We start from the raw sequence: 25,347 nt of genomic DNA, 5'->3' as shown, positions 1-25,347 counted from the left end.
CATGACTGATCGATCTCACATACTACTGCGTCTGGTGCTGTTCGTGCTGTTTGCACTGATGCCGCTTACTGCTCTGGCGCAGTATGAGCTGAAACTTACCCCTGCTGAACAGGAGTGGTTGAAGAGCCATCCCCGCATTCAGATCGGCATGATGGATGCCTGGCCTCCGCTTAATTTTGTGGATAAAAACGACACCCCCCAGGGGATTGGTGTTGATTATGTCAAAGCCCTGAACAAGCGGCTGGCTAACGCAATTGTGCTGGTGCCTGGTCCGTTCAAGCAGAATCAGGAGCTGGTCAAGAACGGCCAGCTTGGTGGCCTGATGGATATCACCCAACGGCCTGATCGTGAAGCAGACTACTTTTTCACCAAACCGTATATCGTACTCTCCCATCTGATTGTTGGCCGCAAAGGTGGCGACTTTTATAAAACCGAGCAGGAACTGAGCGGCAAGGTGGTTGCCCTTGAAAAGGGATTCCACAATATCACCTACTTTAAAACCAAATTCCCCACCACCATCATTCACGAATATAACTCTACTGCAGCTGCGCTGGAAGCGGTCAGCCGTGGTCAGGCCGATGCTTACGCCGGTAACCGGGCGGTGGCGATCTATCTGATTGAAAAGGAGTTGCTGAGCAACCTGATTCCAATGGGGGCGCTGACAGAACCACGTTCAATCCTTCAGTTCGGGGTCTCTAAGAGAGAGCCGCTGTTGGTTGCGATACTGGACAAGGCGTTGGCCTCGCTGACGGTGGAAGAAGAACGGGCAATTGCTGGCAAGTGGGTGGCACAGCAGTATGATTATTCACTAATCTGGAAAATTCTGATCGGTGCCCTGGTAATAATCAGCCTGTTTGCCTTCTGGAACCGACGTTTAAAACAGGAGATTCAGATCCGCATGGCAGCCGAAAGGCAGCTGCATGAGCAGCAGGAGCGGCTTGAGCAGCTACTTGAAGAACGGATTCGTAAGGCTGCAGAGCTGGAGGAAGCCAAGGAACGGGCCGTGGCAGCTGACCAGCTAAAGTCAGCCTTTCTGGCAAGCATGTCCCATGAGCTGCGTACCCCGCTCAACTCCATCATCGGCTTTACCGGCATCCTGTTACAGGGACTGGGCGGGCCGGTTAATGCAGAGCAGACCAAGCAGCTGGGGATGGTTAAAGCCAGCGCCAACCATCTGCTTTCATTGATCAGTGACGTGCTGGATATCTCCAAGATCGAGGCCAGCCAGCTTCAGGTAAACTTTGATCCGTTTAATCTGGCCGAGTCGATTAGAAAGGTAACTCAGACCATTGTGCCGCTGGCAGAAAAGAAGGGGTTGCAGCTGAAGCTTCAGATTGCTGATGATGTGGCCGAGATCACCAGTGATGAACGGCGGGTGGAACAGGTGCTGCTGAATCTGCTCTCCAATGCGCTTAAGTTTACCGAGCAGGGCAGCATTACGGTGCGGGCAATAAAACAGGCGCAAGAGTATATGGTGACGGTGACTGATACCGGTATCGGTATTGAAGCGGGTCAGTCTGAACGGCTGTTCAAACCGTTTTATCAGATTGATACCGGCCTGACCCGTAAGTACGAAGGTACCGGCCTGGGACTGTCCATCTGCAAGAGACTGGTGGAGCTGATGGGGGGCAGTATCTGGCTGGAAAGCAGACCGGGCAAGGGCAGCAGTTTTGGCTTTAGGTTGCCGGTTGCAAGGGAGTTGCAGCATGCAGGCCCGGATAGTGGCACACAAAGGGTTGATGCTGCCACGGGAGAGCAAGGATGAGCACTCATCAGTCTGATACAAAGCATCTGATGCCCCATGGTTTTCATTGGAGTGTGCCGGTTGTGGTGCTTTCCGGTCTGGTGTTAACGGTTGTGCTGTTCTGGTTGGTCAGGCAGTCAGAGCTGGCTTCCTTCAAGACCCGTCTGGAAAGCGATGTTGCCTTGCGCACCGACACCATTGTGAACAAGATTGATGACACGCAGCTGGTGGTGATTGCATTACGCAATTATTTTGCTGCCTCAGATAAGGTCACACGCAGTGATTTTGCAGATTTCACGCTTCCTTTTTTACAGGAACGTACCGAGATCAAGGCGCTTTCCTGGAATCTCCGTGTTGCCAGTGATCAGCAACGACGCTTTGAAGAACAGGGGCGCAGTGAGCAGCTTGCACCGCTTGGTATAACTGAACGGAACAGCAACAGGCAGCTGATTTCTGCAACCGCCCGTGATGCCTATTATCCGGTCTGGTATATTGAGCCGATGGCTGATAACCGCAAGGCGATCGGCTTTGATGTGGGATCAGACCCAGTCAGGCTGGCAGCCCTGGAACAGGCGCGGGATACTGGCAAGCCAACAGCAACAGAACGGATCATGCTGGTGCAGGATGGTCAGCCCAGATACAGTGTGCTGGTCTTTAATCCGCTCTATGCCAAAGGGCTGCCGGTTGCAACGGTTGCAGAACGACGTCAGGCTTTGCAGGGATTTACTGTGGTGGTGCTGAACATGGAAAAGCTGCTTGCTGCTTCACTTGGGAAATCCGCACCTATCGGTCTTCCCTTTGATCTGCTTGACCTGTCTGCTCCAAAGGAACGTCAGTTACTGCATCATTGGTCTGCACGACTGAATGGAGACGGTTCCTGGTATTCGATCCTGTTTCCCCATATTCCTGCCACCACACGAAAAATTTCTTTCTACGGACGGGAATGGGCATTTGTTATGACGCCCAGCCAAGCCTATATGGCGAACAACTACCCGTTGGCCTATTGGCTGCTGCTGCCGTCCGGCCTGCTGCTCAGCATACTGCTGGGGTCATATTTCCGTACCTTGACCACGCAGCACCAGAGACTTGAGAAAGTTGTGGTTGAGCGCACTGCAGAACTTGTCTTAAGTGAAACCAGCCTGAAGGAGTTAAACACCCATCTTGAAGAGCGTGTGAATGAGCGCACCCGGCAGCTTGAAACCGCCATGCTGTCCCTTTCACAAGCCAAAGAACGGGCAGAAATGGCTGATCAGATCAAGTCGGCCTTTCTGGCCACCATGTCCCATGAGTTACGCACCCCGCTCAACTCCATCATCGGCTTTACCGGTATCCTGTTGCAGGAACTGGGCGGGCCGCTTAATGCAGAGCAGAGCAAACAGCTGACCATGGTTAAGAACAGCGCCAGTCATCTGCTCTCGTTGATCAGTGATGTGCTGGATATCTCAAAGATTGAGGCCGGGCAGCTTACCGTGGCTGCTGTGCCGTTTGATCTTGCAGAATCAATCCGCAAGGTAACCCAGACGATTCAGCCGCTGGCAGAAAAGAAAGGGCTGCAACTAGAGGTTGTCATTGCTGATGATCTGGACGGCATTACCAGTGACGAACGGCGTGTTGAACAGGTGCTTTTGAACCTGCTGTCCAATGCGTTGAAGTTTACCGAGCAGGGCAGTATCACGGTGCGGGCGGTCAGGGAGGCCGATGAGTATATCGTGACCGTGACTGATACCGGCATCGGTATTGAGCCGGATCAGGCAGAGCGGTTATTCAAGCCGTTCTATCAGGTTGATAACGGCTTAAGCCGCAAGTACGAAGGCACCGGCCTGGGGCTCTCCATCTGCAAGAAGCTGGTGGAGCTGATGGGGGGCAGTATCTGGCTTGAGAGCGAACCTGGCAAAGGGAGCACGCTTGGTTTCAGATTGCCGGTAACACGGGAAGTGACGCCATGAGATCATTACAGAGAGCTATCCCGCTCTGCGGTTGGTATGGTGTGTGGCCTGCACTGCTCTGGCTGCTGCTGATAAGCTGCTACATAGCGCCGCATCTGGCTGTTGCAGAAGAGATCACGGTGCGGGTAGGGGTCTATGAAAACGAGCCAAAGATCTTTACCTCAACCACAGGCAAACCCACCGGTATTTTTATTGAAATCCTGGAACATATTGCAGGACGTGAAGGCTGGAAACTGCAGTATGTTCCAGGCAGCTGGGCTGAGGGACTACAACGGCTTGAGAAGGGCGAGCTTGATCTGATGCCTGATGTAGCCTACACGGCTGAACGGGAAAAACGGTTCCTGTTTCACAAGACCCCGGTGCTGACCGGCTGGTCGCAGGTCTATGCCCGCAAAGGCAGCGGTATTCAGTCAATCCTTGATCTGAACGGCAAACGGGTTGCCGCCCTTGAAAAAACAATCCAGCTAGAGACCTTTACCCGCATGGCACACAGCTTCGGGTTAAAAATAGAGCTTGTACCGGTTCCTGACTACAAAACCGAGTTTAAGATGATCGCTGCAGGCAAGGCGGATGCCGGACTTACCAACCGCTTTTACGGGTTGCGGAACGCACGCAAGGCAGGGCTTGAGGATACACCGATCATGTTTGACCCGGCCCCGTTCTTTTTTGCTGCTCCCCATGGTGGTTCCACACACCTGTTGGAGACCATTGACCGGCACCTTGCAGAGCTGAAAAAAGATCCTCAATCCGCCTATTACACCGTTATGAAGCACTGGACTTCTGAAGAGGTGCAGTTCAGGCTGCCGGTCTGGCTGCAACTCAGCCTCGCCATGGCCGGTGTTGCGCTGCTGATGAGTCTGGCAGGCAGCATTGTTCTGAAAAACCAGGTAAATGCCCGCACCGAGGCATTACGGTTAAGTGAGACCAACCTCCGTGAGCTGAATATCCATCTTGAGGAGCGGGTTATATCCCGCACCAGTCAGCTTGAAGAGGCGATACATGCGCTGGCCATTGCCAAGGAACGGGCTGAAACAGCTGATCGGAGCAAGTCTGCCTTTCTGGCCACCATGTCCCATGAACTGCGTACCCCGCTTAATTCAATCATCGGTTTTACCGGCATCCTCTTGCAGCACCTGAGCGGCCCGCTGACCGATGAGCAGGAAAAACAGCTGGGTATGGTCAAAAATAGCGCCAACCACCTCTTGTCGCTGATCAGCGATGTGTTGGATATCTCAAAAATAGAGGCCGGACAGCTGGAAGTGGCCCATGAACCGTTTAATTTAAGGGATTCGGTGCTTAAAGTAATTCAGACAGTACGCCCCCTAGCTGAGAAGAAAAGGCTTGATCTGTCTGTTGATATCGCCCCGGATGTGGGGGAGGTTGTCAGTGATCTGAGGCGGGTGGAGCAGATTTTACTGAACCTGCTCAGTAATGCAATCAAGTTCACTGAACAGGGGGGGATTCATATTGTCTGTCATCGCGAAGATGGCCATTATCTGACCACGGTCAGTGATACCGGTATCGGCATTCAGGAAGAAAATCTGGCAGGTCTGTTCAAGCCGTTCCGGCAGATTGACTCCGGTCTGAACCGTAAGTATGAGGGTACCGGCCTGGGGCTCTCCATCTGCAAGTTGCTGGCTGAACTTATGGGAGGCACTGTTGGGGCCCGCAGCACCATCGGGGTGGGTAGCACCTTCTGGTTTACGCTGCCGGTAGTGGCTGACAACCAGCAGGAGCTGCAACAAAGGCCCCAGGTTACGGCCAATTCTACAGCCACAGCCCTGGTTGTTGAACCTTCGGCAGGTGTGGCGCCAGAACTGCAGCAGCCTGAACTGGATCTTAGTCGTCTGGTTGAGTTGCTTAAAACAGCGACACTGCAGGCAGTTGACCAGTACGAATCTCAAAAACTCGCTATTCAGAAGATTCTGCCACACCATTTTCAGTTGGTAGACGGGGCGATCCAGCGCTTTGATTTTGATACTGCCGTGGTTCTGCTGGAGCAGGGCAGACGATCGAATCCCCCTACTGATCACCTGATGATCCCGTTATCTCCTGCCGGTGATCGCCCGACACTGCTGGTGGTGGATGATATCCCCAACAACGTCTTGCTGCTGGGGACGATCTTGAAAGAGCAGTACCTGGTCAAGGTGGCAGGCACTGGTGAACAGGCGCTCAGGATTTGCCGATCATCCCAACCGCCGGATCTGGTTCTGCTGGATATCATGATGCCGGGCATGGATGGCTATGAGGTCTGTCGGCAGTTGAAGGCTGTCCCTGCCACCCGCGAGATTCCGGTGATCTTCCTGACCGCACGGATTGAGGCGGATGACGAACAAAAAGGGCTTGAACTGGGGGCGGTTGACTACATCACCAAGCCGTTTAACCCTGCTATTACGCTGGAACGGATTAAAAACCAGCTTGCCCTGAAAAGGGCGGCGGATTTCCTGCGTGATAAAAACCAGTACCTTGAACAGGAGGTCAACAGGCGGACCCATGAGGTGCGGGCAATCCAGGAGGTGACCATCCTGGCACTGGCCTCCCTGGCTGAGACCCGTGATAGCGCCACCGGCAACCATCTGCGGCGTACCCAGCAGTATGTCCGGTTACTTGCCCGGCAGCTGGCTGAACATCCCTGTTTTGCTGCTGATTTGACTGACCAGAAGATTGACCTGTTGTTCAAGCTTGCCCCGCTGCATGATATCGGTAAGGTGGGGGTGCCGGACCGGATTCTGTTGAAGCCTGGTCAACTGGATCAGGAAGAGTTTGAGATCATGAAAACCCACACCACCATTGGGGTGGAGGCCATAGAACATGCTGAACGGTCACTGGGTACCAATGTTGAATATCTGCAGATTGCCAAGGAGATCATCCGACACCATCAGGAAAAATGGGATGGCAGCGGCTATCCCGATGGTCTGTCAGGGTCTGCCATATCGATCTATTCGCGTCTGATGGCGGTTGCTGATGTCTATGATGCCCTGATTAGTAACAGGGTGTACCGCAAAGGGCTCCCCCATGAACAGGTGGTGCAGATTATACAGGACAGCAGCGGCAGTCATTTTGACCCGGAGCTGGTGGATGCATTTTTAGCGGTGCAGGATATTTTTAGAGAGATTGCAGAGCAATTTAATGATCGTGACACCTTGGAAGGGAAAGGGTAAACAACGATGGGAAAACGTATTTTGTACATTGAAGACAATGAGCAGAACATGTATCTGGTGACCTTTTTACTGGAAAAACATGGCTACCGTGTCAGTCCTGCCACAGACGGGCAGGAGGGGATTGACAAGGCAGCCGCAGAAAAGCCGGACCTGATCCTGCTGGATATTCAGCTGCCCAGAATGGATGGCTACACGGTAGCCCGCAATCTGCGGAACAATCCTGATCTTGCTGCAACGCCGATTGTGGCGGTTACCTCCTACGCCATGGCAGGTGACCGGGACAAGGCAATGGCTGCAGGTTGCAATGGCTATATTGAAAAACCGATAAATCCTGATACCTTTATCCAACAGGTTGAACAGCATCTGCCCAAGGACTAAAAACATGAAAAGAGCACTGATTGTCGATGACCATGTTGAAAACCTCTATTTTCTTGAAGTGCTGCTCAAGGGAAATGGTTTTGATCAGGTGGATAACGCTGAAAACGGGGGGCAGGCCTTGGAGATGGCCCGGAAAAACCGGCCAGATCTGATTGTCAGTGATATCCTGATGCCGGTTATGGATGGCTATGCCCTCTGCCGTGAACTGAAGGCGGACGAGCAGTTAAAGCAGATCCCCTTTATTTTTTACACCGCCACCTTTACCACGGCCAAGGATGAGGCCCTTGCCTTAAGCCTGGGTGCTGATCGCTTTATCTTCAAGCCTCAGGAACCGGATGCCCTGATGCAGATCATCAATGAGGTGTTGTCAGCCCCTCGTCCTGCGTTTGAACTGCAGCCGGCAGAAGAGACCACCATTCTTAAGGAGTATAACGAGGCTCTGTTCCGTAAGCTGGAAAAGAAGATGGCAGACCTGGAGCAGGCCAACCGCGAGTTACAGCAGAGGGAGCAGGAACTACTGTCAGCACGGGAGGCTGCGGAGTGTGCCAATCGTGCCAAGATGCGCTTTTTGCATATCATGTCCCATGAACTGCGTACGCCGCTGAATATCATCATGGGAGCCCTGCAGTTGAGTGAAATTGATCAGGCCTATGATCCCCACATGACCGCCAACGCCAAGACAGCTCTCTTTTCCCTGCTTGATATGATTGACAATATTCTTGAGGCATCCCGGCTTGAGTCAGCAGAACACAGCTTTGTGCACAAGCCGCTTGAGCTTGAATCGCTGCTGGTATCAGTGAACCGGTTGTTTTCCGTTGCTGCCGAGAACAAGGGGTTGACCTTGCGGCTGTCACGTGCTGATGATCTGCCGCAGTCAATCATGGTAGATGGTGCCCACCTGCAGCAGATCATTGCGCACCTGCTTAAAAATGCCATAACCTTTACTGAGCGGGGGACTGTTGAGCTGCGTATAAAGCGGGATACCGGGCTGTCACCTGATCAGCCTTTGTTGCGGATTGATGTGCAGGATACCGGCATCGGTATTGATCCTGATAAACAGCAGTTGGTGTTTGACCTGTTTAGCCAGGTTGATACCTCAAACAGCAGATCTCACGGTGGTGTCGGCCTTGGCCTGATGTTGACCAAGCGACTGGTGGAGTTGATGGGGGGAACCATTACGCTCCACAGTATTCCTGGCTCAGGCTCCACCTTTACCGTGCGCCTGCCCTTACTTGTTGCTGCATAATACAGGGAATCCAATGTCCTATTCGCAGTTGTTTAAATCCGCAAGCTCTGCCACCAAGACACCTGATGATGCCCTGGAGCTGGAATCTCAGACACCGGGACAGGAGCCGTTTACCCTGTTGTTTGTGGATGATGAGGAAGGTGTCCTGAATGCCCTGCGTCGGATTTTTATGGATGAAAACTATACCATCCTGACCGCCAACTCCGCTGAAAAGGCGCTCAGGGTTTTGGAGGAGCGGCAGGTACAGTTGCTGATCAGCGACCACCGCATGCCCGGTATGACCGGCGCGGAACTTCTGAAAACAGTGCGGGAACGCTGGCCCGAGACGATCAGGATCATGCTGACCGGCTATGCCGATGTTAATTCCATCATGGGAGCGGTCAAGGAAGGGGCGGTCTACAAGTTTATTACCAAGCCCTGGAATGACGAGGATCTGCGGCTGACAGTCTCGCTGGCCCTGCAGCAGTATGTTTTGATGCATGAAAACCGTCACCTGAAGGAACTGGCCCGGCAGCAACAGACCAAGATCAAGAACTATGCCGGACTCTTTGAAGAAAATCGGGGGATGCTGGGAGATATTCTGGTCAAGGCCGGTCTGATTGGCCAGGAAGAACTGGTTTTAGCCCGTAAGCAGCAGGATCAGGGGGAGTTTTTGGGCGACACCCTGATTCGCCTTAAGCTGGTGACTGAAAGCCATCTGATTGCAGCCATGCAAAAGGAGTTGGGGGTTGAATATCTGGATCTGCGTGAGTTGACCATACCGGTAAACGTTGCCCGCGCACTGCCCAGAGAGTTGTGTGAGCAAAGTCGTCTGATGCCGATTAAGCTTGATGGCAGCCAGCTGACCATTGCCATGGCAGATCCGTCCGATATCCTGAAGTGCGACAATATTGCCATGGTGACCGGCCTGCGGGTGGCCAGTGTGCTGGCATCTTCCAGCCAGATCGGTGATCGCCTGAAACAGGTCTGGGAATCTGGCGATCTGGTGGTTGATGATTTTAACGAACTTGAACCGCTGGATGAGATTGATATTGTCCTTGAGGATGAGGAAAAAGAGGCCTCGGTTGAAGAACTGATCGGTTCTTCCAAGGTGCCACCGGTGATCAGGATTGTAAATGCAATCATCTCTGAGGCGATCCGGTATGGTGCCAGTGATATTCATGTTGAAGCAAAAACAAAATATTCGGTTATCCGCTACCGGATTGACGGCATGCTGCATGCCAAAATCAAGATTCCGCCTGATCTGCACGCAGCAGTTATTTCACGTCTGAAAATTCTTGCAAAAATGGATATTGCCGAGCGCCGTAGACCTCAGGATGGCAGGATTACGGTTAAGTCCGGTACCCGAATTGTGGACCTGCGGGTTTCATCACTCCCCACCATTAACGGCGAAAAAATTGTGATGCGGATTCTGGACAAAAGCTCTGCCATCAAACGATTGGAAGAATTGGGGGTGCTGCCTGATGACCTGAAGAAGGTCAGCATCATCAGCAAGAAGCCTCAAGGGGTGATCATTGCCACCGGCCCCACCGGCAGCGGTAAGACCACCATGTTGTACTCGCTGCTGGCTGCCATGATGAACCCAAGTAAAAACTTTGAAACCATTGAAGAACCGATCGAATATTTTCTGGAAGAGGCCAATCAGGTTGCTATCCATGAAAAGATCGGACTTTCCTTTGCCCAGGTACTGCGGGCCACCATGCGTCAAGACCCTGATGTGATTCTGGTGGGGGAGGTGCGGGACTTTGAAACCGCGGATACCGCTTTCAAAGCTGCTTTGACCGGGCATATGGTGTTAACCTCGCTGCACACCAACAGCGCCATCGCCTCCATTACCCGCCTGATTGATATGGGGATAAAGCCGTATATTCTGGCCTCGGCTCTTGAGGGGATCATTGCCCAGCGTCTGGTACGGCATATTTGTGAAAACTGTCGTGAAGAGGTTGTCCCAGACCCGGAACAATCGGCATTATTGAGGATTCCTGATGGATTCTTTGGTGGCAGGGTCTGGCAGGGGGCCGGGTGTACCCGTTGCAACAACACCGGATATAAAGGCCGGTTGGGGATCTATGAGATCTTTCTGATGACCGATGAGTACCGGCAGTTAATCGGTACCAGTTACAAGGAGTCTGAAATCTTGACCATAGCCCGTGCTAATGGTATGCGCAGTCTGCTTGAGGATGGGCTTGAAAAGGTACGTCAGGGCCTGACCACCATGGAAGAGGTATTACGGGTGGTTGGTCCGGCAGTACGGCTTGAAAGACACTGTGACCACTGTGGCAAGATGATGGAATCACGGCACCTGTTTTGTCCGCATTGTGGTGCATTCAGGCAGAACTGCTGCCGTTCCTGCCACCAGCCGCTTGAGGCTGATTGGGTGGTCTGTCCTGCCTGCGGTACAACACGTTGAAATTTTGATAAGGAGTTACAATGAGTAATCAGATCTTGCTGGTCGATGATGAGGTGAATGTCCTTTCTGCTCTGACCCGTGCTCTTTTCGATGAACCGTATCAGGTAACCTGCGCCAAAAGCGGCGAAGAAGCGCTGGAGTTGATCGCAAAAACTCCATTTAAGCTGGTTGTTTCTGATGAACGGATGATCGGTATGCAGGGTAGTGAGCTGTTGGCAATCTTAAAAGATTCACACCCTGATACCCTGCGGATTCTGTTAACCGGTCACGCCACCCTTGAGGCAGCCATGAAGGCGGTTAACCAAGGGGAGATTTACCGTTTCTTTACTAAACCCTGGAACGATACCGAACTTAAGTTTGCTATCCGTTCTGCCATTGAAAGGTATGATCTTGAAGCGGAAAACCGTCGCTTGCTGGCAACCGTAAAAAACCAGGCCATGGAGATCAAGGTGCTTGAAAAACGGTATCCCGGCATCAGCAGGGTGGAAAAAGACGAATTGGGCAGTTTTGTACTGCCAGACCTCTCTGAGGCAGAGATCAGGATGATGATGGCTGAATGTGAAAAGGAAGTGGTATAAGCAGAAAACAGCTTGACCTTCAGTCCGGTTTGATTTATATAGTCAAGACTTTTCGCGGCACAACGATTTTATCGCGGAAGGCACCTAGTTTTTGTTTGTTTGTGTGGGGCTGTAGCTCAGCTGGGAGAGCGCTTGACTGGCAGTCAAGAGGTCGACAGTTCGATCCTGTTCAGCTCCACCATAATTGTAAAAGCCGGCGAGAGCCGGCTTTTGACATACGGCTGTGGTGGCCATGGTGAAGCGGTTAACACTTACGACTGTGACTCGTACATTCGAGGGTTCGATCCCCTCTGGCCACCCCAATTAAATCAAGTGCTTGCGATTCTATCGTAAGCACTTTTTTCGTCTTTACCGGTATCTATTGGTGAAAAATAATACACAAACTCCTTCCTTTTTTAATCCAGTCGCTTGACAGCCTTCTAACATGTAGTATCGTACTAAAGTTTAGTACTGTTTAACAGTTTGTCGGGAGCTCAGATGGCTGTACCTCAATTGTATGCTGACACACCCTCTCTTCTGGAATTACGAGAGATCACAGTGCTTTTTGCTGAAGATGATCCCAGCGTACGTACCCATATATCCAGAATGCTGTCGCCGGTCTGTGGTGAATTATATACTGCGGAAAACGGCAGGGTTGCTCTTGAGCTGTTCAGGCGGAAGATGCCAGATCTGGTTTTAACAGATATTTCCATGCCTGCCATGACCGGACTGGATCTGGCACGGCAAATCAAGCATGAACGGCCTTCAGTGCCAGTCATTATTATCTCTTCCCATGAAAACCCAGAACATCTACTGCAGGCTATAAATCTTCAGCTTGAAGGATATCTAACCAAGCCCCTGAATATTCAGAAACTTTTTAGTAATCTGCAACAACAGGCACTCCTGTTGCGGGCCCGTCGCCTTGCCAATCAACAATCCCGACTGTTATCGGGTGTTAATATGGCAATCCAGTATCTCCTGTCAGCAGATGCCAATCAGGATGCGGTTGATTTTGCGTTGCAGGAAATGGCCAAGGCAGCGCGGGCCGACAAAATTTTTCTGTATCGTTATCAAGAAATAATGCCTGATGAACGGGATCTCCTGCTGATCAGTGGTTTTGCCGGCGGTGAAATGGTTTTGCGCTTTCTTGATGGTGCTGAACCGGATATGCCAGAGCTTCCCTGTCTTGATCGCTGGTATAGTGTGCTTTCCCAGGGTAAGTCCATCTCTGGCCCCCGTTCAGCATTTCCTGCTGAAGAACGTTATATTCTTGATGCCATGCATGTACGTTCATTGTTGCTGACTCCGATTTTTGAAGAGGGCAACCTGTGGGGCTTTGCGTGTCTCTGCGATATGCAACGGGAACGTCCCTGGTCTGATGCCGAGACTTCAATGGTTATGACTGCTGCACGGGGTCTGGGTAGTTTTATGGGGCGCCTCAAGCTGGAAGATGAACGCCGTGACGCCCGTAAATCTCTGGAACTGGCAAATGTACAGTGGCGTGAGACCTTTGATACCATTCCGGACATGGTAACCGTACTGGATACCTCCCATCAAATGGTGCATGTTAACAAGGCGGCCAGAGAACGGATGGATATCTGTGAATCAGGGTCAGGCAGCCTCATCGGCCCCTGTTTCCAGCACCTGCACGGTGCCAGCCATCCACCCGAAGGCTGTCCCCATAGTCTGTTGCTAAAGGATCATAAACCCCACGAAGCTGAAGTCTTTATTCCAAAATTGAACTGCTATCTTCATGTTACGGTCAATCCAACCTTTGATGCCGATGGCAATCTGGTTGGTTCTGTCCATGTGGCACGTGATGTAACCAAGCGGCGCGAGATGGAAGACAAACTTCGCTACCTGAGCACCCATGATGAAATGACCAAGTTATATAATCGGGCTTTTTTCGAGGCAGAGATTGAACAGCTTGAAAAAGGCCGATTTGCCCCGCTATCAGTTGTTATCGCTGATCTGGATGGCTTGAAAGAGGCAAACGACAGCTTTGGGCATGATGCTGGTGATGGCTTGATTCGAGCTGCTGCAGACCTGTTACGGGAGATATTCAGGGCAGGTGATGTCATTGCCAGAATTGGTGGTGATGAGTTTGCCGTGATTTTAAAAGGGGTGGGAGAAGAACTGCTTGAAACGATCATGCTGCGTGCGCGACAGATTGCTGATGAAGACCACCTGTCTGAAGATGGTTTAAAGGTCAGTTTTTCAATGGGGAGCGCGACGACAGCCTCTCCTTCACGACTGCAGGATGCAATCAAGGCGGCAGACATGGCGATGTATCAGGATAAGAGGGCCCGCAAATTAAAGTAACCGGGCTTTCAAGCTCTGTCGCAACAGACCTGAATCAGATATTTTTTTCTGCCTTCTGATAATTATACCGTAGACGTTCTTGACTTCACTGTCTCGCTGTACTAACGTCGGTAAAATTTATCACCGCGAGGTAGCAAAGCCATGCCGCTCGAAAACCTTCCTGAAGGATTAACCTTTGATGATGTGCTGCTTGTCCCGGCCCATTCCCTTGTTCTGCCCCGAGATGTAAACCTGTCCACACGACTTTCCCGCAACATCCCACTTAATATACCGCTGGTCAGTGCTGCCATGGATACGGTCACCGAATCCCGCGCTGCCATTGCCATGGCCCGTGAAGGCGGTATCGGTATCATCCATAAGAATTTCTCCATTCAAGCGCAAGCCCAAGAGGTTGACAAGGTTAAGAAAAGCGAATCCGGCATGATCGTTGACCCGATCACCATGCGGCCGACCCAGAAGATTCGCGAAGCACTTGAGATGATGTCAAGGTACCGTATCTCCGGTGTACCGATCACCAAGGCCAATGGCAAGTTGGTGGGAATTCTGACCAACCGTGACCTGCGCTTTGAAACCGATTACGACCTGCCTATTTCAGCCCGTATGACCAAGCGTAACCTGGTTACGGTTCCGGTGGGCACCACACTGGAGCAGGCCAAGGAACACCTGAAGCACACCAGGGTAGAAAAGTTGCTGGTGGTTGATGATGCCCGTTTCCTGAAGGGGCTGATCACCATTAAGGATATTGAGAAGGTAAAAAAATACCCCAATTCCTGCAAAGACAGCTTGGGACGTCTGCGGGTTGGTGCTGCGGTTGGCCCCACTGCCGAGATGGAGGCCCGTATGGAGGCCCTGATCAAGGCTGGCGTTGATGTGGTGGTTATTGATACTGCCCACGGTCATTCTCAAGGGGTGATTGATGCCGTCATTCGTGCCAAGGCCACTTTCCCAGGAGTTGAAATTATCGCTGGTAATATCGCCACTGCCGATGCTGCTGCTGCCTTGATCAAGGCCGGTGCTGACGGTATCAAGGTGGGGATCGGACCAGGCTCCATCTGTACCACCCGGGTTGTTGCCGGGGTAGGGGTGCCACAGATTACTGCCATTATGGAATGCGCACGGGTTGCCCATCAACACGGTGTGCCGGTTATCGCCGATGGTGGGATCAAGTTTTCAGGTGATCTGCCCAAAGCGGTCACCGCTGGTGCTGATGTCATCATGATCGGATCACTCTTTGCTGGCACTGAAGAATCCCCTGGCGATACAGTTCTGTATCAGGGCCGGACCTATAAGAGCTATCGCGGCATGGGCTCCATTGGTGCCATGAAGGAAGGCAGTAAGGATCGCTACTTCCAGTCTGATGTCGGTGATGATGTCAAACTGGTGCCGGAAGGTATTGAAGGGATGGTGCCGCTGCGTGGACCGCTGTCAGCCAACATCCATCAGCTGATCGGTGGTCTGCGTTCCGGCATGGGCTACACCGGCAGTGCCACCATTAAAGAACTTCAGGATAATGGTCGCTTTATCCGTATTACCGGTGCCGGCCTGAAGGAATCACACGTACACGATGTAACCATTACCAAAGAAGCCCCTAACTACCGGGCAAGCTAAGGATTGATACTGTATGAGTTCTACTGATATTCACAGCCAGAAGATTCTGATTCTCGACTTTGGTTCCCAGGTTACCCAGCTGATTGCACGCCGGATCCGTGAACAGTCGGTCTACTGCGAGATTCATCCCTATAATATGGGGCTTGAGAAGATCAAAGCCTTTGCACCACAGGGGATTATTCTCTCCGGTGGGCCAAGCAGTGTCTATGATGCTGAAGCACCCCATTCCGATGCCGGTGTCTATGAGCTGGGCGTACCGGTACTGGGGATCTGCTACGGCATGCAACTGATGACCAGTCAACTGGGTGGTAAGGTAGAACGTTCTGATAAGCGTGAATTTGGCCGTGCAGCCATGAACATTGATGATACGACAGATCTCTTTTCCGGCCTGGCTGGTAAGGAAGAGGTCTGGATGTCCCATGGCGACAAGATCGAGCAGATGCCCAAGGGATTCTGCGCCATCGCCCATACTGATAACACCCCGGCAGCAGCCATGAAGGACGAGAAACGTCGTCTTTATGCGGTGCAATTTCACCCGGAAGTCGTTCACACCCCTAAAGGTGCAGAGATTCTGGGTAACTTTGTTTTTACTGTCTGCGGTTGTCAGCCGATCTGGACAATGGCCAACTTCATTGAAACTGAGATTGCCTCTATCCGGGAAAGAGTCGGCAAAGGCAAGGTTATTTGCGCTCTGTCCGGCGGTGTGGATTCCTCTGTTGTGGCGGTATTGCTCCATAAGGCAATTGGTGATCAGTTACAGTGTATCTTTGTTAACAACGGTCTGTTGCGCAAGGGTGAGGCAGAAAAGGTCGTTAATCTCTTTACCCGTCATTTCAAGATAAATCTTGATTATGTTGAAGCATCAGATCGCTTTCTTGATAAACTGAAGGGGATCACTGATCCTGAGCAGAAGCGGAAGATCATTGGTAATGAGTTTATTTTTCTGTTTGAAGATGAGTCTAAGAAACTTGGTGAAGTTGAATGGCTTGCACAGGGCACACTGTACCCTGATGTAATCGAATCCGTATCCACCAAAGGTCCGTCAGCAGTGATCAAAAGCCACCATAACGTGGGTGGCTTGCCAGACCGGATGAAAATGAAGCTGATTGAGCCGGTACGGGAGCTGTTCAAGGATGAGGTCCGTCTGCTGGGCAAAGAACTTGGCCTGCCGGATGAGGTAATCCACCGTCAGCCATTTCCTGGCCCTGGCCTGGCAATCCGTTGTATTGGCGAGATTTCAGCAGATCGGCTTGAAATTCTACGGGAATCAGATGCCATTGTACTGGATGAAATCCGCAAGGCCGGTCTCTACCGCGAAATCTGGCAATCTTTTGCAGTGCTGCTGCCGGTTCGTTCAGTTGGGGTCATGGGCGATGCCCGCACCTATGATTACACCATTGCCCTGCGTGCAGTAAACTCGCTGGATGGCATGACTGCCGACTGGGTCAAGCTGCCCTATGAAGTGATGGGGAGTATCTCATCACGGATCATTAATGAGGTTAAAGGGGTTAACCGGGTGGTCTATGACATCAGCCAGAAACCACCGGCAACCATTGAGTGGGAATAAGGGATTCTGAAAGCAGGAGGGGCCATGCGTAAATCGTTACTGACAATCTGTATTGCGGTCTGCAGTGTCTTTATGATCTCTCTGGCAGCTTCTGCCAAGACGCTGGTGCTTGAAGGCAACCTTGATGGTGCAATTGCCATGCGCCAGTCAATGGAGTTTTCAGTTAATAAAGGAACCGTCTCCAGCTTTTCATTCAAGTTTGCCCTGCCTGCCACATTTGCAACCAAGACCGTCAGCCAGAGGGTTGACGGTCTTGATATTGGCCTCTCTCCTGAGCCAACCAGTTCAACAGTTGAAACCGACCGCTTTGGCAATAAATTTCAACGGGTCAGTTGGAATAATGTGACCCAGGACATCCGGGTAAACCTTAATTATACTGCCAATGTCCACACCCAGCTGACAGATATGGCAAGCAAGACAGCGTTTCCGCTGGGCAGCCTTGCCTCAAAAGAGTCCCTATATCTGCAGCATACCGATATGGTTCAGGGAAACTCTGAAATAAAATCCCTTGCCCGTCAACTGACCAGTGGTACCAAAAATGAGTATGAGGCTGTATCAGCCATTATTAACTGGGTCACTGATAACATTAAATACACCTTTAACCCGCCCCAGTATGATGCTGCCTATACCCTCTCAACCAAAAGCGGTAACTGTCAGAACTTTGCTCACCTTTCCATTGCCCTTCTGCGTAGTGCAGGAATTCCAGCCCGGATTGTCGGGGGGATAACCCTGAAAGAGGCCTGGAAGGTACCAATTGATGCAAAGAACTCAATTGTACAGAGCATGGGGCAGGGGGGGCACGCCTGGCTGGAAGTTTACTTCCCTGACCTTGGATGGTTACCCTATGATCCGCAACAATCCCGTCAGTTTACTTCATCACGGCACATCAAACAGACCCATGGACTGGACTCCCGTGATATCAACGATACCTGGAAGGGTGGGCCTTACCTGCCAGCCTACAATGAGCTGATTGAAGGGCGTTACACCTCTGATGATATCAAGCTGAAGATGAAGCGCTATGCCAGTGCACCTCGTCCCTACATTCTAAGTAATGCGGTAACCGCTGGTAGTGGATCTGTAGCAGAAACACCCGATTCCGGTCGAATTACACCACCACCATTAAAACCGGCACGCCCTGAACCAAAAACTGATGTGGCTTCAAACAATCCACCACCACAAGGTACTGGTGCAGGCCCGGCTGAGACCCGTTTTGTCAGCGATGAGGATTCATCTGATGAGGATCAGCCCAAGCCAACAAAGCCGGTAAAACCGGTAAAGCCAAAACAACCACCCAAAGTGGAACCGAAACCACCAAAAACAGAACCAAAGCCGCCTAAAATTATTGTTACCAAGCCGCCCAAGGTGGAACCAAAGCAGCCGGTTATTGTTGAGCCTGCTCACAAGAAACCACGCCCCGGTACTGTTCTGGCCTTTGGTAATATGGATTTCCCCGCACTGGTTAATCTGTATAACGTTAAGGGAGATACCGGCACCCGTGTCTTTGAACGGGAAACCTCAGAATATGTCACCTCAAAACATATCTTTGCCCAGGCGATCCAGGTCAAAGACCGGATGAGCCTTGAAAAGATTTCTTTGGCCATGCGCAAGTTTGGCGGTGATGGTTCAGTCTATATTGATCTGGTTAAGGACAAAGGTGGTAAACCTGATATCATGCAGGGGACCCGTTCCAATCTACTGGACCTGGAAAAGATTCCAAGGAAGCCGGGCTACTACTGGGTTGATTTTTCATTTCCACCTGACGGAAATAAACCCCAGCAGCTCGCTCCAGGTAAATACTGGATTGTCTTCCGCGCCTCAGGTGAAGCGATTATGAACTGGTTCTTCACACCGGGTAAACCCTATGGCGAAGGGGATGATACACGTTCTACTGCCAAAGGGTTTCAGTGGGAAGATATTCTAAATTACGATTTTGTCTTTAAGGTAAACGGCAAGGCCATCTAAGATGCGGCCAACGTGGCTACTGGCAGGAATCCTGCTGCTTGTGGCAGGTTGTTCTCAGCAAAGTAGGGAGCCAGCAACTGCCAGACAAACACCGATAACTGCAGTTACACTGTTTGCTGAACTGTGTGCTGCCTGTCATGGCAGCCAGGCCAGGGGTGGAGTCGGGCCAGACCTGTCAGCATCCCGTTACAAATACGGTAAAAACAGGTCTGCAATTATAAAAAGTATACTGGATGGACGTGCCGGCGGGATGCCGGCCTTTGGCAGTCATCTGAAGCCGGAAGAAGCAGCAGTATTGGCAGAGTATCTGCTTTCGTTATAGTACCTATTTTCCAGAGGAGGCACGACTGTGGCGGGAATCAGCTTTGAAGAGGTAATGTTTACGGTCATGACGGCTACCCAGGACACCTTCAAGTGTTACATGAATATTGATCTGTTTGCTGGTCATGTGGATCGCAAGGTGGCACCAGTTGATTCTGATGTTACCGGTATTATTGGTGTTGCCGGTGATCGCGTCGGTTACATCATTGTGGCTGCAGACCGGGCAACCGCACAATTGGTGGCCCGTGAAATGCTGATGGATGATGAACCGGATGAGGATTCAATCCGCGATGCCATTGGTGAACTGATCAACAACATTGCCGGAGCCTTCAAGACCAAGTACCACGACCAGTATGGTAACGTGGCCATGGGGCTTCCGCTGGTGGTGTCCGGACAATTACGTACCGTCACAGAACCTGCTGAAGAAGGGGCCAGTATGAACGTCCAGTGCAAAGGGGTTACCATCCCCTTTACCAATAAGGACGGCAGTGCCAACCTGAAGGTTATGATCTACATGTAATGTCTGATATTTCATCTATTTTAGCACGCTACCAGGAGTTGTTATCAGAAGTTGACACCTGGTTCACGCACTGCAGCCTCGCGGCAGGTGATCAGATTGCCTGTCAGCGGGGCTGTTCTGCATGTTGCCGAGGCCTGTTTGACATCACCCTGCTGGATGCCCGTCTGTTACGGGAAGGGTTTGAGCAGCTCTCACAAGATATACAACAGACGGTCACAACTGCGGCACAGCAAAGCATCGCTGGTATTAGAAACAGCTGGCCTGATTTTGATCAGCCGTATCTGTTCAATGGCTACCCGGAAGAAGAGTGGGATCTGGTCATGCCGGAAGAGGATGAGACCCCCTGTCCTCTGTTGGGACAGGATGGGCTTTGTCTGGTGTATCAGTATCGTCCCATGACCTGCCGGTTAAACGGCATTCCGATGGTAGATACGTCTGGCGAGATTCTGTTTGATGAATGGTGCAGTCTTAATTTTATTGATGTCGATCCACTCAAGATGCAGGAGCTGCGCTTTCATTTTAATGACCTTTTTACCCAGGAACAGCTCTTGTTCAGAGAGTTTACCCAGCGCTTGTTTGGCAAGCGGTTTAATGAGCTGGATACCGTCATTCCATCAGCTGTACTGATTGATTTCAACAATTTCAGGATACCGGAGCAGGTGTGGAAACAAAGAACTACCTGACACCCACAGAAACCATCAATGCCATTGTACAGAGTGGTAAGCGGGTTACGACACAGTGTCGGCGTCGTACATTTCTGCTGTCACTGTTGGCAGGATTCTATATCGCCTTTGGGGCGCAACTCTCCACGGTAGTACTCCACGATGCAGCCGGTTTCGTTGGTATGGGGATAGCCAGACTTTTGGCAGGAGTGGTCTTTTCTTTTGGCCTAATGCTGGTGGTGGTTTGTGGTGCGGAACTGTTTACCGGTAACAGCCTGCTGGTTTCTTCTGCCATGGATGGAGAGATTTCCTGGATAAAGCTGATCGAAAACTGGTCTATTGTCCTCTTTGGCAATCTGCTGGGAGCGCTTTTTATGGCCTGGCTTCTGTATGAATCCCAGCTCTGGCAAGGTAGCACCATTGCTAAGCAGGTACTTGCTACGGCTACGACCAAAAGTCAACTCTCCTTTTGGGTCGCATTTGTACGGGGAATTCTTTGTAACTGGCTGGTCTGCCTGGCTGTTTTTATGGCTACAGCTGCGCGGGATGTAAGTGGCAAGCTCCTTTCCTGTCTGGTGCCGATCACTGCCTTTGTGGCCAGTGGATTTGAACACTCCATTGCCAACATGTATTTTATTCCTGCAGGGTTACTGCTTAAGTCCGGCTTGGGTATCACAGAGCCTGCATTAACCTGGAGCGCCTTTCTGTTCGGTAATATCCTTCCGGTAACCCTGGGTAACATTGTAGGAGGAGTTTTGTTTGTGGCCTGCGCCTATTCCTATGTGCATTTACCCCAAAACCGGCGCTAGGCTCTCCTTGCAATTCCTTGGCTGTTCCGCTACTATTCCACGGATATGAAACCACTTACCAGACAACTGCATGTAGGCCCGGTGGCTGTTGGAGGAGGCGCTCCCTGCGCTGTCCAGTCCATGTGTTCCACCGATACCCGTGATGTCAAGACAACCCTGGCACAGATTCAAGCCTTGCATGAAGTAGGTTGCGAGATCGTACGTTGCGCAGTACCTGATGCTGATGCAGCGGACGCCCTGGCCAGCATCAAGGCTCAGAGCCCGATTCCGGTTATTGCTGATATCCATTTTGATTACAAACTGGCACTGCGGGTACTGGAGGGGGGCATTGATGGCCTCCGCCTGAACCCCGGTAACATTGGTGAGCACTGGAAGGTAGCAGAAGTGGTGAAGGCTGCTGCTGAGCGCAAGGTGCCGATCCGCATCGGAGTCAATGCCGGTTCTCTGGAAAAACAGCTGCTTGAAAAATATGGGCATCCAACCGCAGAGGCAATGGTTGAATCCGCTCTGGGGCATATCCGTATCCTTGAAAATCTGAACTATCAGGAGATCAAGGTCTCGCTCAAGGCCTCTGATGTACCCAAGACCGTTGAAGCCTATCGCCTGCTGTCAAAACAGGTCAATTATCCCCTGCATATCGGCATTACCGAGGCAGGTACCATCTTTTCCGGCACGATCAAGTCTTCAGTAGGACTTGGTATCCTGCTCTATGACGGAATTGGCGATACCCTGCGGGTTTCACTCACCGGTGACCCGGTAGATGAGGTGCGGGTAGGGTATGAAATACTCAAATCCCTTGGCCTGCGGCAGCGTGGCGTTAATTTTGTTTCCTGCCCCACCTGTGGCCGTTGCCAGATCAACCTGATTAAAGTTGCTGAAGAAGTAGAGAAGCGACTGCAGTCGGTTGATAAAAGGATTACCGTGGCGGTAATGGGCTGTGCGGTGAATGGCCCGGGTGAAGCACGCGAAGCGGATGTCGGTGTGGCCGGTGGCAAAGGAGAAGGACTGATTTTCCGTAAAGGGGAGGTCGTCCGAAAGGTGGCTGAAGCTGAACTGGCAGATGCCCTGCTGGAAGAGATCAATAACCTGTAGCAGCGTATCGGGGCGATTATGCGAAGTTTAATTGTTGATGATGACGATATGGGTCGTCTGATGCTGGCCAGTTTCCTGGAAGAGTTTGGCCCTTGCGATCAGGCTGAAAATGGACAGCAGGCCCTTGAACTGATTGATGCTGCGGCTACCGCAGCATCCCCCTACAACCTGATCTGCCTGGATATTATCATGCCGATCATGGATGGTACCACAACCCTGCGCGGTATTCGGGAACGGGATCAGCAACAGGGCAAGCGGACCAAGGTATTTATGATCTCTGCCTGCAGTTCGCCACAGGATATAGAAGATGCCTTTTTTGAAGGTGATTGTGATGATTATGTGGTCAAACCGTTCCAGCGGGAAGCCGTAACCCAAATGCTACAGCGTCATAAATTGATATAAGGTGGTTTAATTGTAATGCGTTATACACAATTCTTTATTTCAACACTTAAAGAAACTCCGTCCGATGCCGAGGTTATTTCTCACCAGCTAATGATGCGTTCCGGCATGATTCGCAAGATTGCTGCTGGCATCTATACCTATATGCCGCTGGGCTTACGTTCAATCCGCAAGTTTGAACAGATTGTACGGGAAGAGATGAACAGGGCAGGGGCCATTGAACTGCTGATGCCAGGTGTTCAGCCTGCAGAACTCTGGATTGAATCCAAGCGATGGGCTCAGTATGGCAAGGAATTGCTGCGTTTTAAGGACCGCAAGGACAATGAATTCTGCATGGGGCCAACCCATGAAGAGATTATTACTGACATTGCTCGGCGTGAAGTCAAGAGCTATCGCCAGATGCCGATTAACTTCTATCAGATTCAAACTAAATTCCGTGACGAAATTCGTCCCCGCTTTGGTCTGATGCGTGGCCGCGAGTTTATCATGAAGGATGCCTATTCCTTTGATGTTGATTCTTCTGCAGCAGACCTTTCCTATGACAAGATGTATCAGGCCTACAACCGGATATTTGAGCGTTGCGGTCTGAATTTTAGAGCAGTAGAGGCTGATACCGGCTCCATTGGTGGTTCAGCATCCCATGAGTTCATGGTGCTGGCTTCATCAGGTGAGGATGCCATTGTATCCTGTAATGCCTGCCGCTACGCTGCCAATGTGGAAAAGGCTGAAGGAATCAAGCAACAACAGGGTGGGGCAGGGCAGCAGGCCTTAACCAAGGTGCATACCCCGGATAAGAAGACAATTGCAGAGGTAGCTGAGTTTCTGAATATTCCTCAATCAGCAACAGTCAAGGCCTTGGTATTGTCCAATGGTGAAGGGAAGTTTGTGATGGCCCTGGTGCGGGGCGACCATGAGCTGAACGAACTTAAACTAAAGAACCGTCTGGGCTGGGACGAGATCCAGATGGCCACTGATGATGAAATCCTGCGTTTCACCGGTTCACCTCCCGGCTTCCTTGGTCCGCAGGGGCTGAAAGAAGAACTGCTGGTGGTGGCTGATTATACTATTGAAACCATGGCTGATTTTGTCATCGGCGCCAATCAGACAGATCAACACTATACCGGTGCCAATGCAGGCCGTGACTTTCAAATCAACCAGATTGCCGACATCCGTCTGATTGGCGCCGGTGATCCCTGTCCACGCTGTTCAGGTGGTACTCTTGAGGTATGGCGCGGGATTGAGGTCGGTCACGTATTTAAACTGGGTACCAAGTACTCAAACAGCATGAATGCCACCTATCTGGATAAAGACGGCAAGGAACAGATTATCTTTATGGGCTGCTACGGTATCGGTATCGGACGCACCGTGGCTGCATCCATAGAGCAGAACCATGATGATAACGGTGTCATCTGGCCGTTGCCATTGGCTCCGTTCCATTGCTCGGTTGTGGCAATCAATGCCCAGAAGGATGAGGCGGTTATGTCAGCTGCTCAGGATATCCATGATCGTCTTGAGGCAGCCGGTGTTGAGGTACTGCTGGATGATCGGGATGAACGTCCTGGCGTCAAATTCAAGGATCACGACCTGATCGGCATTCCGCTACGGATTGTAGTCGGAGGAAAAAACCTGGCAGAAGGTAAGGTTGAGTTCAAGCAGCGAGTCGGCGGTGAGATGCAACTGTTGGTGCCGGAGCAGGCAATTGAAACCGTTATTGCACAGGTTAAGGCGGCCTGCGGGGGTACCCGATGAGTAATGCTGCTATCTGGGATACCCAGCATGAATGCATGCCTCGCGAAGAGCTTGAGCAACTTCAACTGGAACGGCTGCAGGCTACACTCAACCGTGTCTACAAGAATGTTCGTTGCTATCAGAACAAGTTCAATGAAAAGGGAATAGTGCCGGAAGATATCACCTCACTGGCTGACCTTTCCCGTTTGCCATTTACGACCAAAGAGGACCTACGTCTAAACTATCCTTATGGTATGTTTGCAGTGCCATTGCGCGAAGTAGTACGGATTCATTCATCATCAGGTACTACCGGCAAACCTACGGTGGTTGGCTACACCAAGCATGATCTTAAGACCTGGTCAAATCTGGTGGCTCGCTTTATGACTGCTGCTGGTGTGACCCCGGATGATGTAGTGCAGATAGCCTTTGGATATGGCCTGTTTACTGGTGCCTTTGGCCTGCACTATGGTTCTGAAGCCATTGGTGCTGCCGTTATTCCCATGGGCGGTGGTAACACAGAAAAGCAGATCATGATCATGCAGGACTATCGCACCACCGCCCTGGTTGGTACTCCCAGCTATGCCTTAACCCTGGCAGACCGGCTGGAAAAGATGGGGATTGATCCCAAGTCACTTTCTTTGAAAGTTGGCCTGTTTGGTGGCGAGCCCTGGTCAGAGGCAATGCGGCTGGAAATTGAACAACGTCTACAGATCAGTGCCACAGACAACTACGGTCTGTCAGAAGTAATAGGCCCTGGTGTTGCCGGCGAATGTCAGCACAAGTGCGGTATGCACCTTGCGGAAGATGCCTTTATTGCTGAAGTCATGACCACCGGCAGAGCCGGTGGCTTGAGGAAAGCCCCTAAAAGGGGCTAAGGGTTTTGGGTGAAGTCCAACTCCTCTTGTTTGTCCAGAT

Annotated in this window: 18 protein-coding genes, 2 tRNA genes and 1 pseudogene; all 21 read left to right on the top strand. The window is 51.4% G+C overall.

Going from position 1 to position 25,347, the window contains the following annotated elements; genetic code table 11:
- The first annotated feature begins 1 nt into the window (after position 1).
- The gene (locus B5D39_RS12855) at positions 2-1,765 is read left to right on the top strand and encodes an ATP-binding protein (protein ID WP_078790868.1); all 1,764 of its coding nucleotides are present in this window, start codon (positions 2-4) and stop codon (positions 1,763-1,765) included.
- Positions 1,762-3,690, top strand: a complete 1,929-nt coding sequence (locus B5D39_RS17370; RefSeq protein WP_244161410.1) for a sensor histidine kinase — start codon at positions 1,762-1,764, stop codon at positions 3,688-3,690. Before B5D39_RS12855 ends, B5D39_RS17370 begins: the two co-directional genes overlap by 4 nt.
- The gene (locus B5D39_RS17365) at positions 3,687-6,851 is read left to right on the top strand and encodes an HD domain-containing phosphohydrolase (RefSeq protein ID WP_244161409.1); all 3,165 of its coding nucleotides are present in this window, start codon (positions 3,687-3,689) and stop codon (positions 6,849-6,851) included. The genes B5D39_RS17370 and B5D39_RS17365 overlap by 4 nt, the downstream gene beginning before the upstream one ends.
- A gap of 6 nt (positions 6,852-6,857) precedes the next feature.
- Positions 6,858-7,229 (top strand): response regulator, encoded by a 372-nt coding sequence (locus B5D39_RS12835; protein ID WP_078790867.1) that lies wholly within the window; start codon positions 6,858-6,860, stop codon positions 7,227-7,229.
- A gap of 4 nt (positions 7,230-7,233) precedes the next feature.
- Positions 7,234-8,475 carry an ATP-binding response regulator gene (locus tag B5D39_RS12830; protein WP_078790866.1) on the top strand — a complete coding sequence of 414 codons (1,242 nt, stop codon included), beginning with the start codon at positions 7,234-7,236 and terminating at the stop codon, positions 8,473-8,475.
- 13 nt (positions 8,476-8,488) lie between these two features.
- Complete coding sequence (locus tag B5D39_RS12825; RefSeq protein ID WP_078790865.1) at positions 8,489-10,885, top strand: ATPase, T2SS/T4P/T4SS family; 2,397 nt, start codon at positions 8,489-8,491, stop codon at positions 10,883-10,885.
- A 20-nt stretch (positions 10,886-10,905) separates the two neighbouring features.
- On the top strand, positions 10,906-11,463 hold the full coding sequence (locus B5D39_RS12820; RefSeq protein WP_078790864.1) for a response regulator: 558 nt from the start codon (positions 10,906-10,908) through the stop codon (positions 11,461-11,463).
- A gap of 105 nt (positions 11,464-11,568) precedes the next feature.
- Positions 11,569-11,644: transfer RNA gene (locus B5D39_RS12815), tRNA-Ala, on the top strand.
- Between the two features lie 45 nt (positions 11,645-11,689).
- A tRNA-His gene (locus B5D39_RS12810) sits at positions 11,690-11,765 on the top strand.
- Positions 11,766-11,940: 175 nt separating this feature from the next.
- A complete protein-coding gene (locus B5D39_RS12805; protein WP_078790863.1) occupies positions 11,941-13,764 on the top strand; it encodes a diguanylate cyclase domain-containing protein in 1,824 nt (607 codons plus the stop codon).
- Between the two features lie 141 nt (positions 13,765-13,905).
- Positions 13,906-15,372, top strand: coding sequence for an IMP dehydrogenase (guaB, locus tag B5D39_RS12800; protein WP_078790862.1), 1,467 nt, complete (start codon positions 13,906-13,908; stop codon positions 15,370-15,372).
- A gap of 13 nt (positions 15,373-15,385) precedes the next feature.
- On the top strand, positions 15,386-16,939 hold the full coding sequence (guaA, locus tag B5D39_RS12795; protein WP_078790861.1) for a glutamine-hydrolyzing GMP synthase: 1,554 nt from the start codon (positions 15,386-15,388) through the stop codon (positions 16,937-16,939).
- A 24-nt stretch (positions 16,940-16,963) separates the two neighbouring features.
- Positions 16,964-18,901, top strand: coding sequence for a transglutaminase-like domain-containing protein (locus tag B5D39_RS12790; RefSeq protein WP_078790860.1), 1,938 nt, complete (start codon positions 16,964-16,966; stop codon positions 18,899-18,901).
- Between the two features lies 1 nt (position 18,902).
- On the top strand, positions 18,903-19,223 hold the full coding sequence (locus tag B5D39_RS12785) for a c-type cytochrome (protein ID WP_078790859.1): 321 nt from the start codon (positions 18,903-18,905) through the stop codon (positions 19,221-19,223).
- Positions 19,224-19,250: 27 nt separating this feature from the next.
- Positions 19,251-19,742, top strand: a complete 492-nt coding sequence (locus B5D39_RS12780; protein WP_078790858.1) for a chemotaxis protein CheX — start codon at positions 19,251-19,253, stop codon at positions 19,740-19,742.
- Positions 19,742-20,425 (top strand): YkgJ family cysteine cluster protein, encoded by a 684-nt coding sequence (locus tag B5D39_RS12775; protein WP_078790857.1) that lies wholly within the window; start codon positions 19,742-19,744, stop codon positions 20,423-20,425. The genes B5D39_RS12780 and B5D39_RS12775 overlap by 1 nt, the downstream gene beginning before the upstream one ends.
- Entirely contained in the window at positions 20,404-21,213 is an 810-nt protein-coding gene (locus B5D39_RS12770; RefSeq protein ID WP_078790856.1) for a formate/nitrite transporter family protein, read from the top strand. The genes B5D39_RS12775 and B5D39_RS12770 overlap by 22 nt, the downstream gene beginning before the upstream one ends.
- Before the next feature lie 45 nt (positions 21,214-21,258).
- On the top strand, positions 21,259-22,305 hold the full coding sequence (ispG, locus tag B5D39_RS12765) for a flavodoxin-dependent (E)-4-hydroxy-3-methylbut-2-enyl-diphosphate synthase (RefSeq protein WP_078790855.1): 1,047 nt from the start codon (positions 21,259-21,261) through the stop codon (positions 22,303-22,305).
- An 18-nt stretch (positions 22,306-22,323) separates the two neighbouring features.
- Complete coding sequence (locus B5D39_RS12760) at positions 22,324-22,707, top strand: response regulator (protein ID WP_078790854.1); 384 nt, start codon at positions 22,324-22,326, stop codon at positions 22,705-22,707.
- A gap of 15 nt (positions 22,708-22,722) precedes the next feature.
- The gene (locus tag B5D39_RS12755) at positions 22,723-24,453 is read left to right on the top strand and encodes a proline--tRNA ligase (RefSeq protein ID WP_078790853.1); all 1,731 of its coding nucleotides are present in this window, start codon (positions 22,723-22,725) and stop codon (positions 24,451-24,453) included.
- A pseudogene (locus B5D39_RS12750) lies at positions 24,450-25,259 on the top strand (phenylacetate--CoA ligase family protein); the annotation flags it as partial. The gene B5D39_RS12755 and the pseudogene B5D39_RS12750, both read left to right, overlap by 4 nt.
- Between the last annotated feature and the right edge of the window lie 88 nt (positions 25,260-25,347).

The organism is Trichlorobacter thiogenes (assembly GCF_900167465.1).
GTDB lineage: Bacteria > Desulfobacterota > Desulfuromonadia > Geobacterales > Pseudopelobacteraceae > Trichlorobacter > Trichlorobacter thiogenes.
Note: the sequence above shows the minus strand (reverse complement) of the source record. Positions and strands in the feature narration are given on the sequence as shown.

Excerpts from the sequence above, each read along its gene's own strand:
- B5D39_RS12855 (WP_078790868.1), top strand. The coding sequence starts at position 2 with ATGACTGATCGATCTCACATACTACTGCGTCTGGTGCTGTTCGTGCTG.
- B5D39_RS17370 (WP_244161410.1), top strand. The coding sequence starts at position 1,762 with ATGAGCACTCATCAGTCTGATACAAAGCATCTGATGCCCCATGGTTTT.
- B5D39_RS17365 (WP_244161409.1), top strand. The coding sequence starts at position 3,687 with ATGAGATCATTACAGAGAGCTATCCCGCTCTGCGGTTGGTATGGTGTG.
- B5D39_RS12835 (WP_078790867.1), top strand. The coding sequence starts at position 6,858 with ATGGGAAAACGTATTTTGTACATTGAAGACAATGAGCAGAACATGTAT.
- B5D39_RS12830 (WP_078790866.1), top strand. The coding sequence starts at position 7,234 with ATGAAAAGAGCACTGATTGTCGATGACCATGTTGAAAACCTCTATTTT.
- B5D39_RS12825 (WP_078790865.1), top strand. The coding sequence starts at position 8,489 with ATGTCCTATTCGCAGTTGTTTAAATCCGCAAGCTCTGCCACCAAGACA.
- B5D39_RS12820 (WP_078790864.1), top strand. The coding sequence starts at position 10,906 with ATGAGTAATCAGATCTTGCTGGTCGATGATGAGGTGAATGTCCTTTCT.
- B5D39_RS12805 (WP_078790863.1), top strand. The coding sequence starts at position 11,941 with ATGGCTGTACCTCAATTGTATGCTGACACACCCTCTCTTCTGGAATTA.
- guaB (WP_078790862.1), top strand. The coding sequence starts at position 13,906 with ATGCCGCTCGAAAACCTTCCTGAAGGATTAACCTTTGATGATGTGCTG.
- guaA (WP_078790861.1), top strand. The coding sequence starts at position 15,386 with ATGAGTTCTACTGATATTCACAGCCAGAAGATTCTGATTCTCGACTTT.
- B5D39_RS12790 (WP_078790860.1), top strand. The coding sequence starts at position 16,964 with ATGCGTAAATCGTTACTGACAATCTGTATTGCGGTCTGCAGTGTCTTT.
- B5D39_RS12785 (WP_078790859.1), top strand. The coding sequence starts at position 18,903 with ATGCGGCCAACGTGGCTACTGGCAGGAATCCTGCTGCTTGTGGCAGGT.
- B5D39_RS12775 (WP_078790857.1), top strand. The coding sequence starts at position 19,742 with ATGTCTGATATTTCATCTATTTTAGCACGCTACCAGGAGTTGTTATCA.
- ispG (WP_078790855.1), top strand. The coding sequence starts at position 21,259 with ATGAAACCACTTACCAGACAACTGCATGTAGGCCCGGTGGCTGTTGGA.
- B5D39_RS12760 (WP_078790854.1), top strand. The coding sequence starts at position 22,324 with ATGCGAAGTTTAATTGTTGATGATGACGATATGGGTCGTCTGATGCTG.
- B5D39_RS12755 (WP_078790853.1), top strand. The coding sequence starts at position 22,723 with ATGCGTTATACACAATTCTTTATTTCAACACTTAAAGAAACTCCGTCC.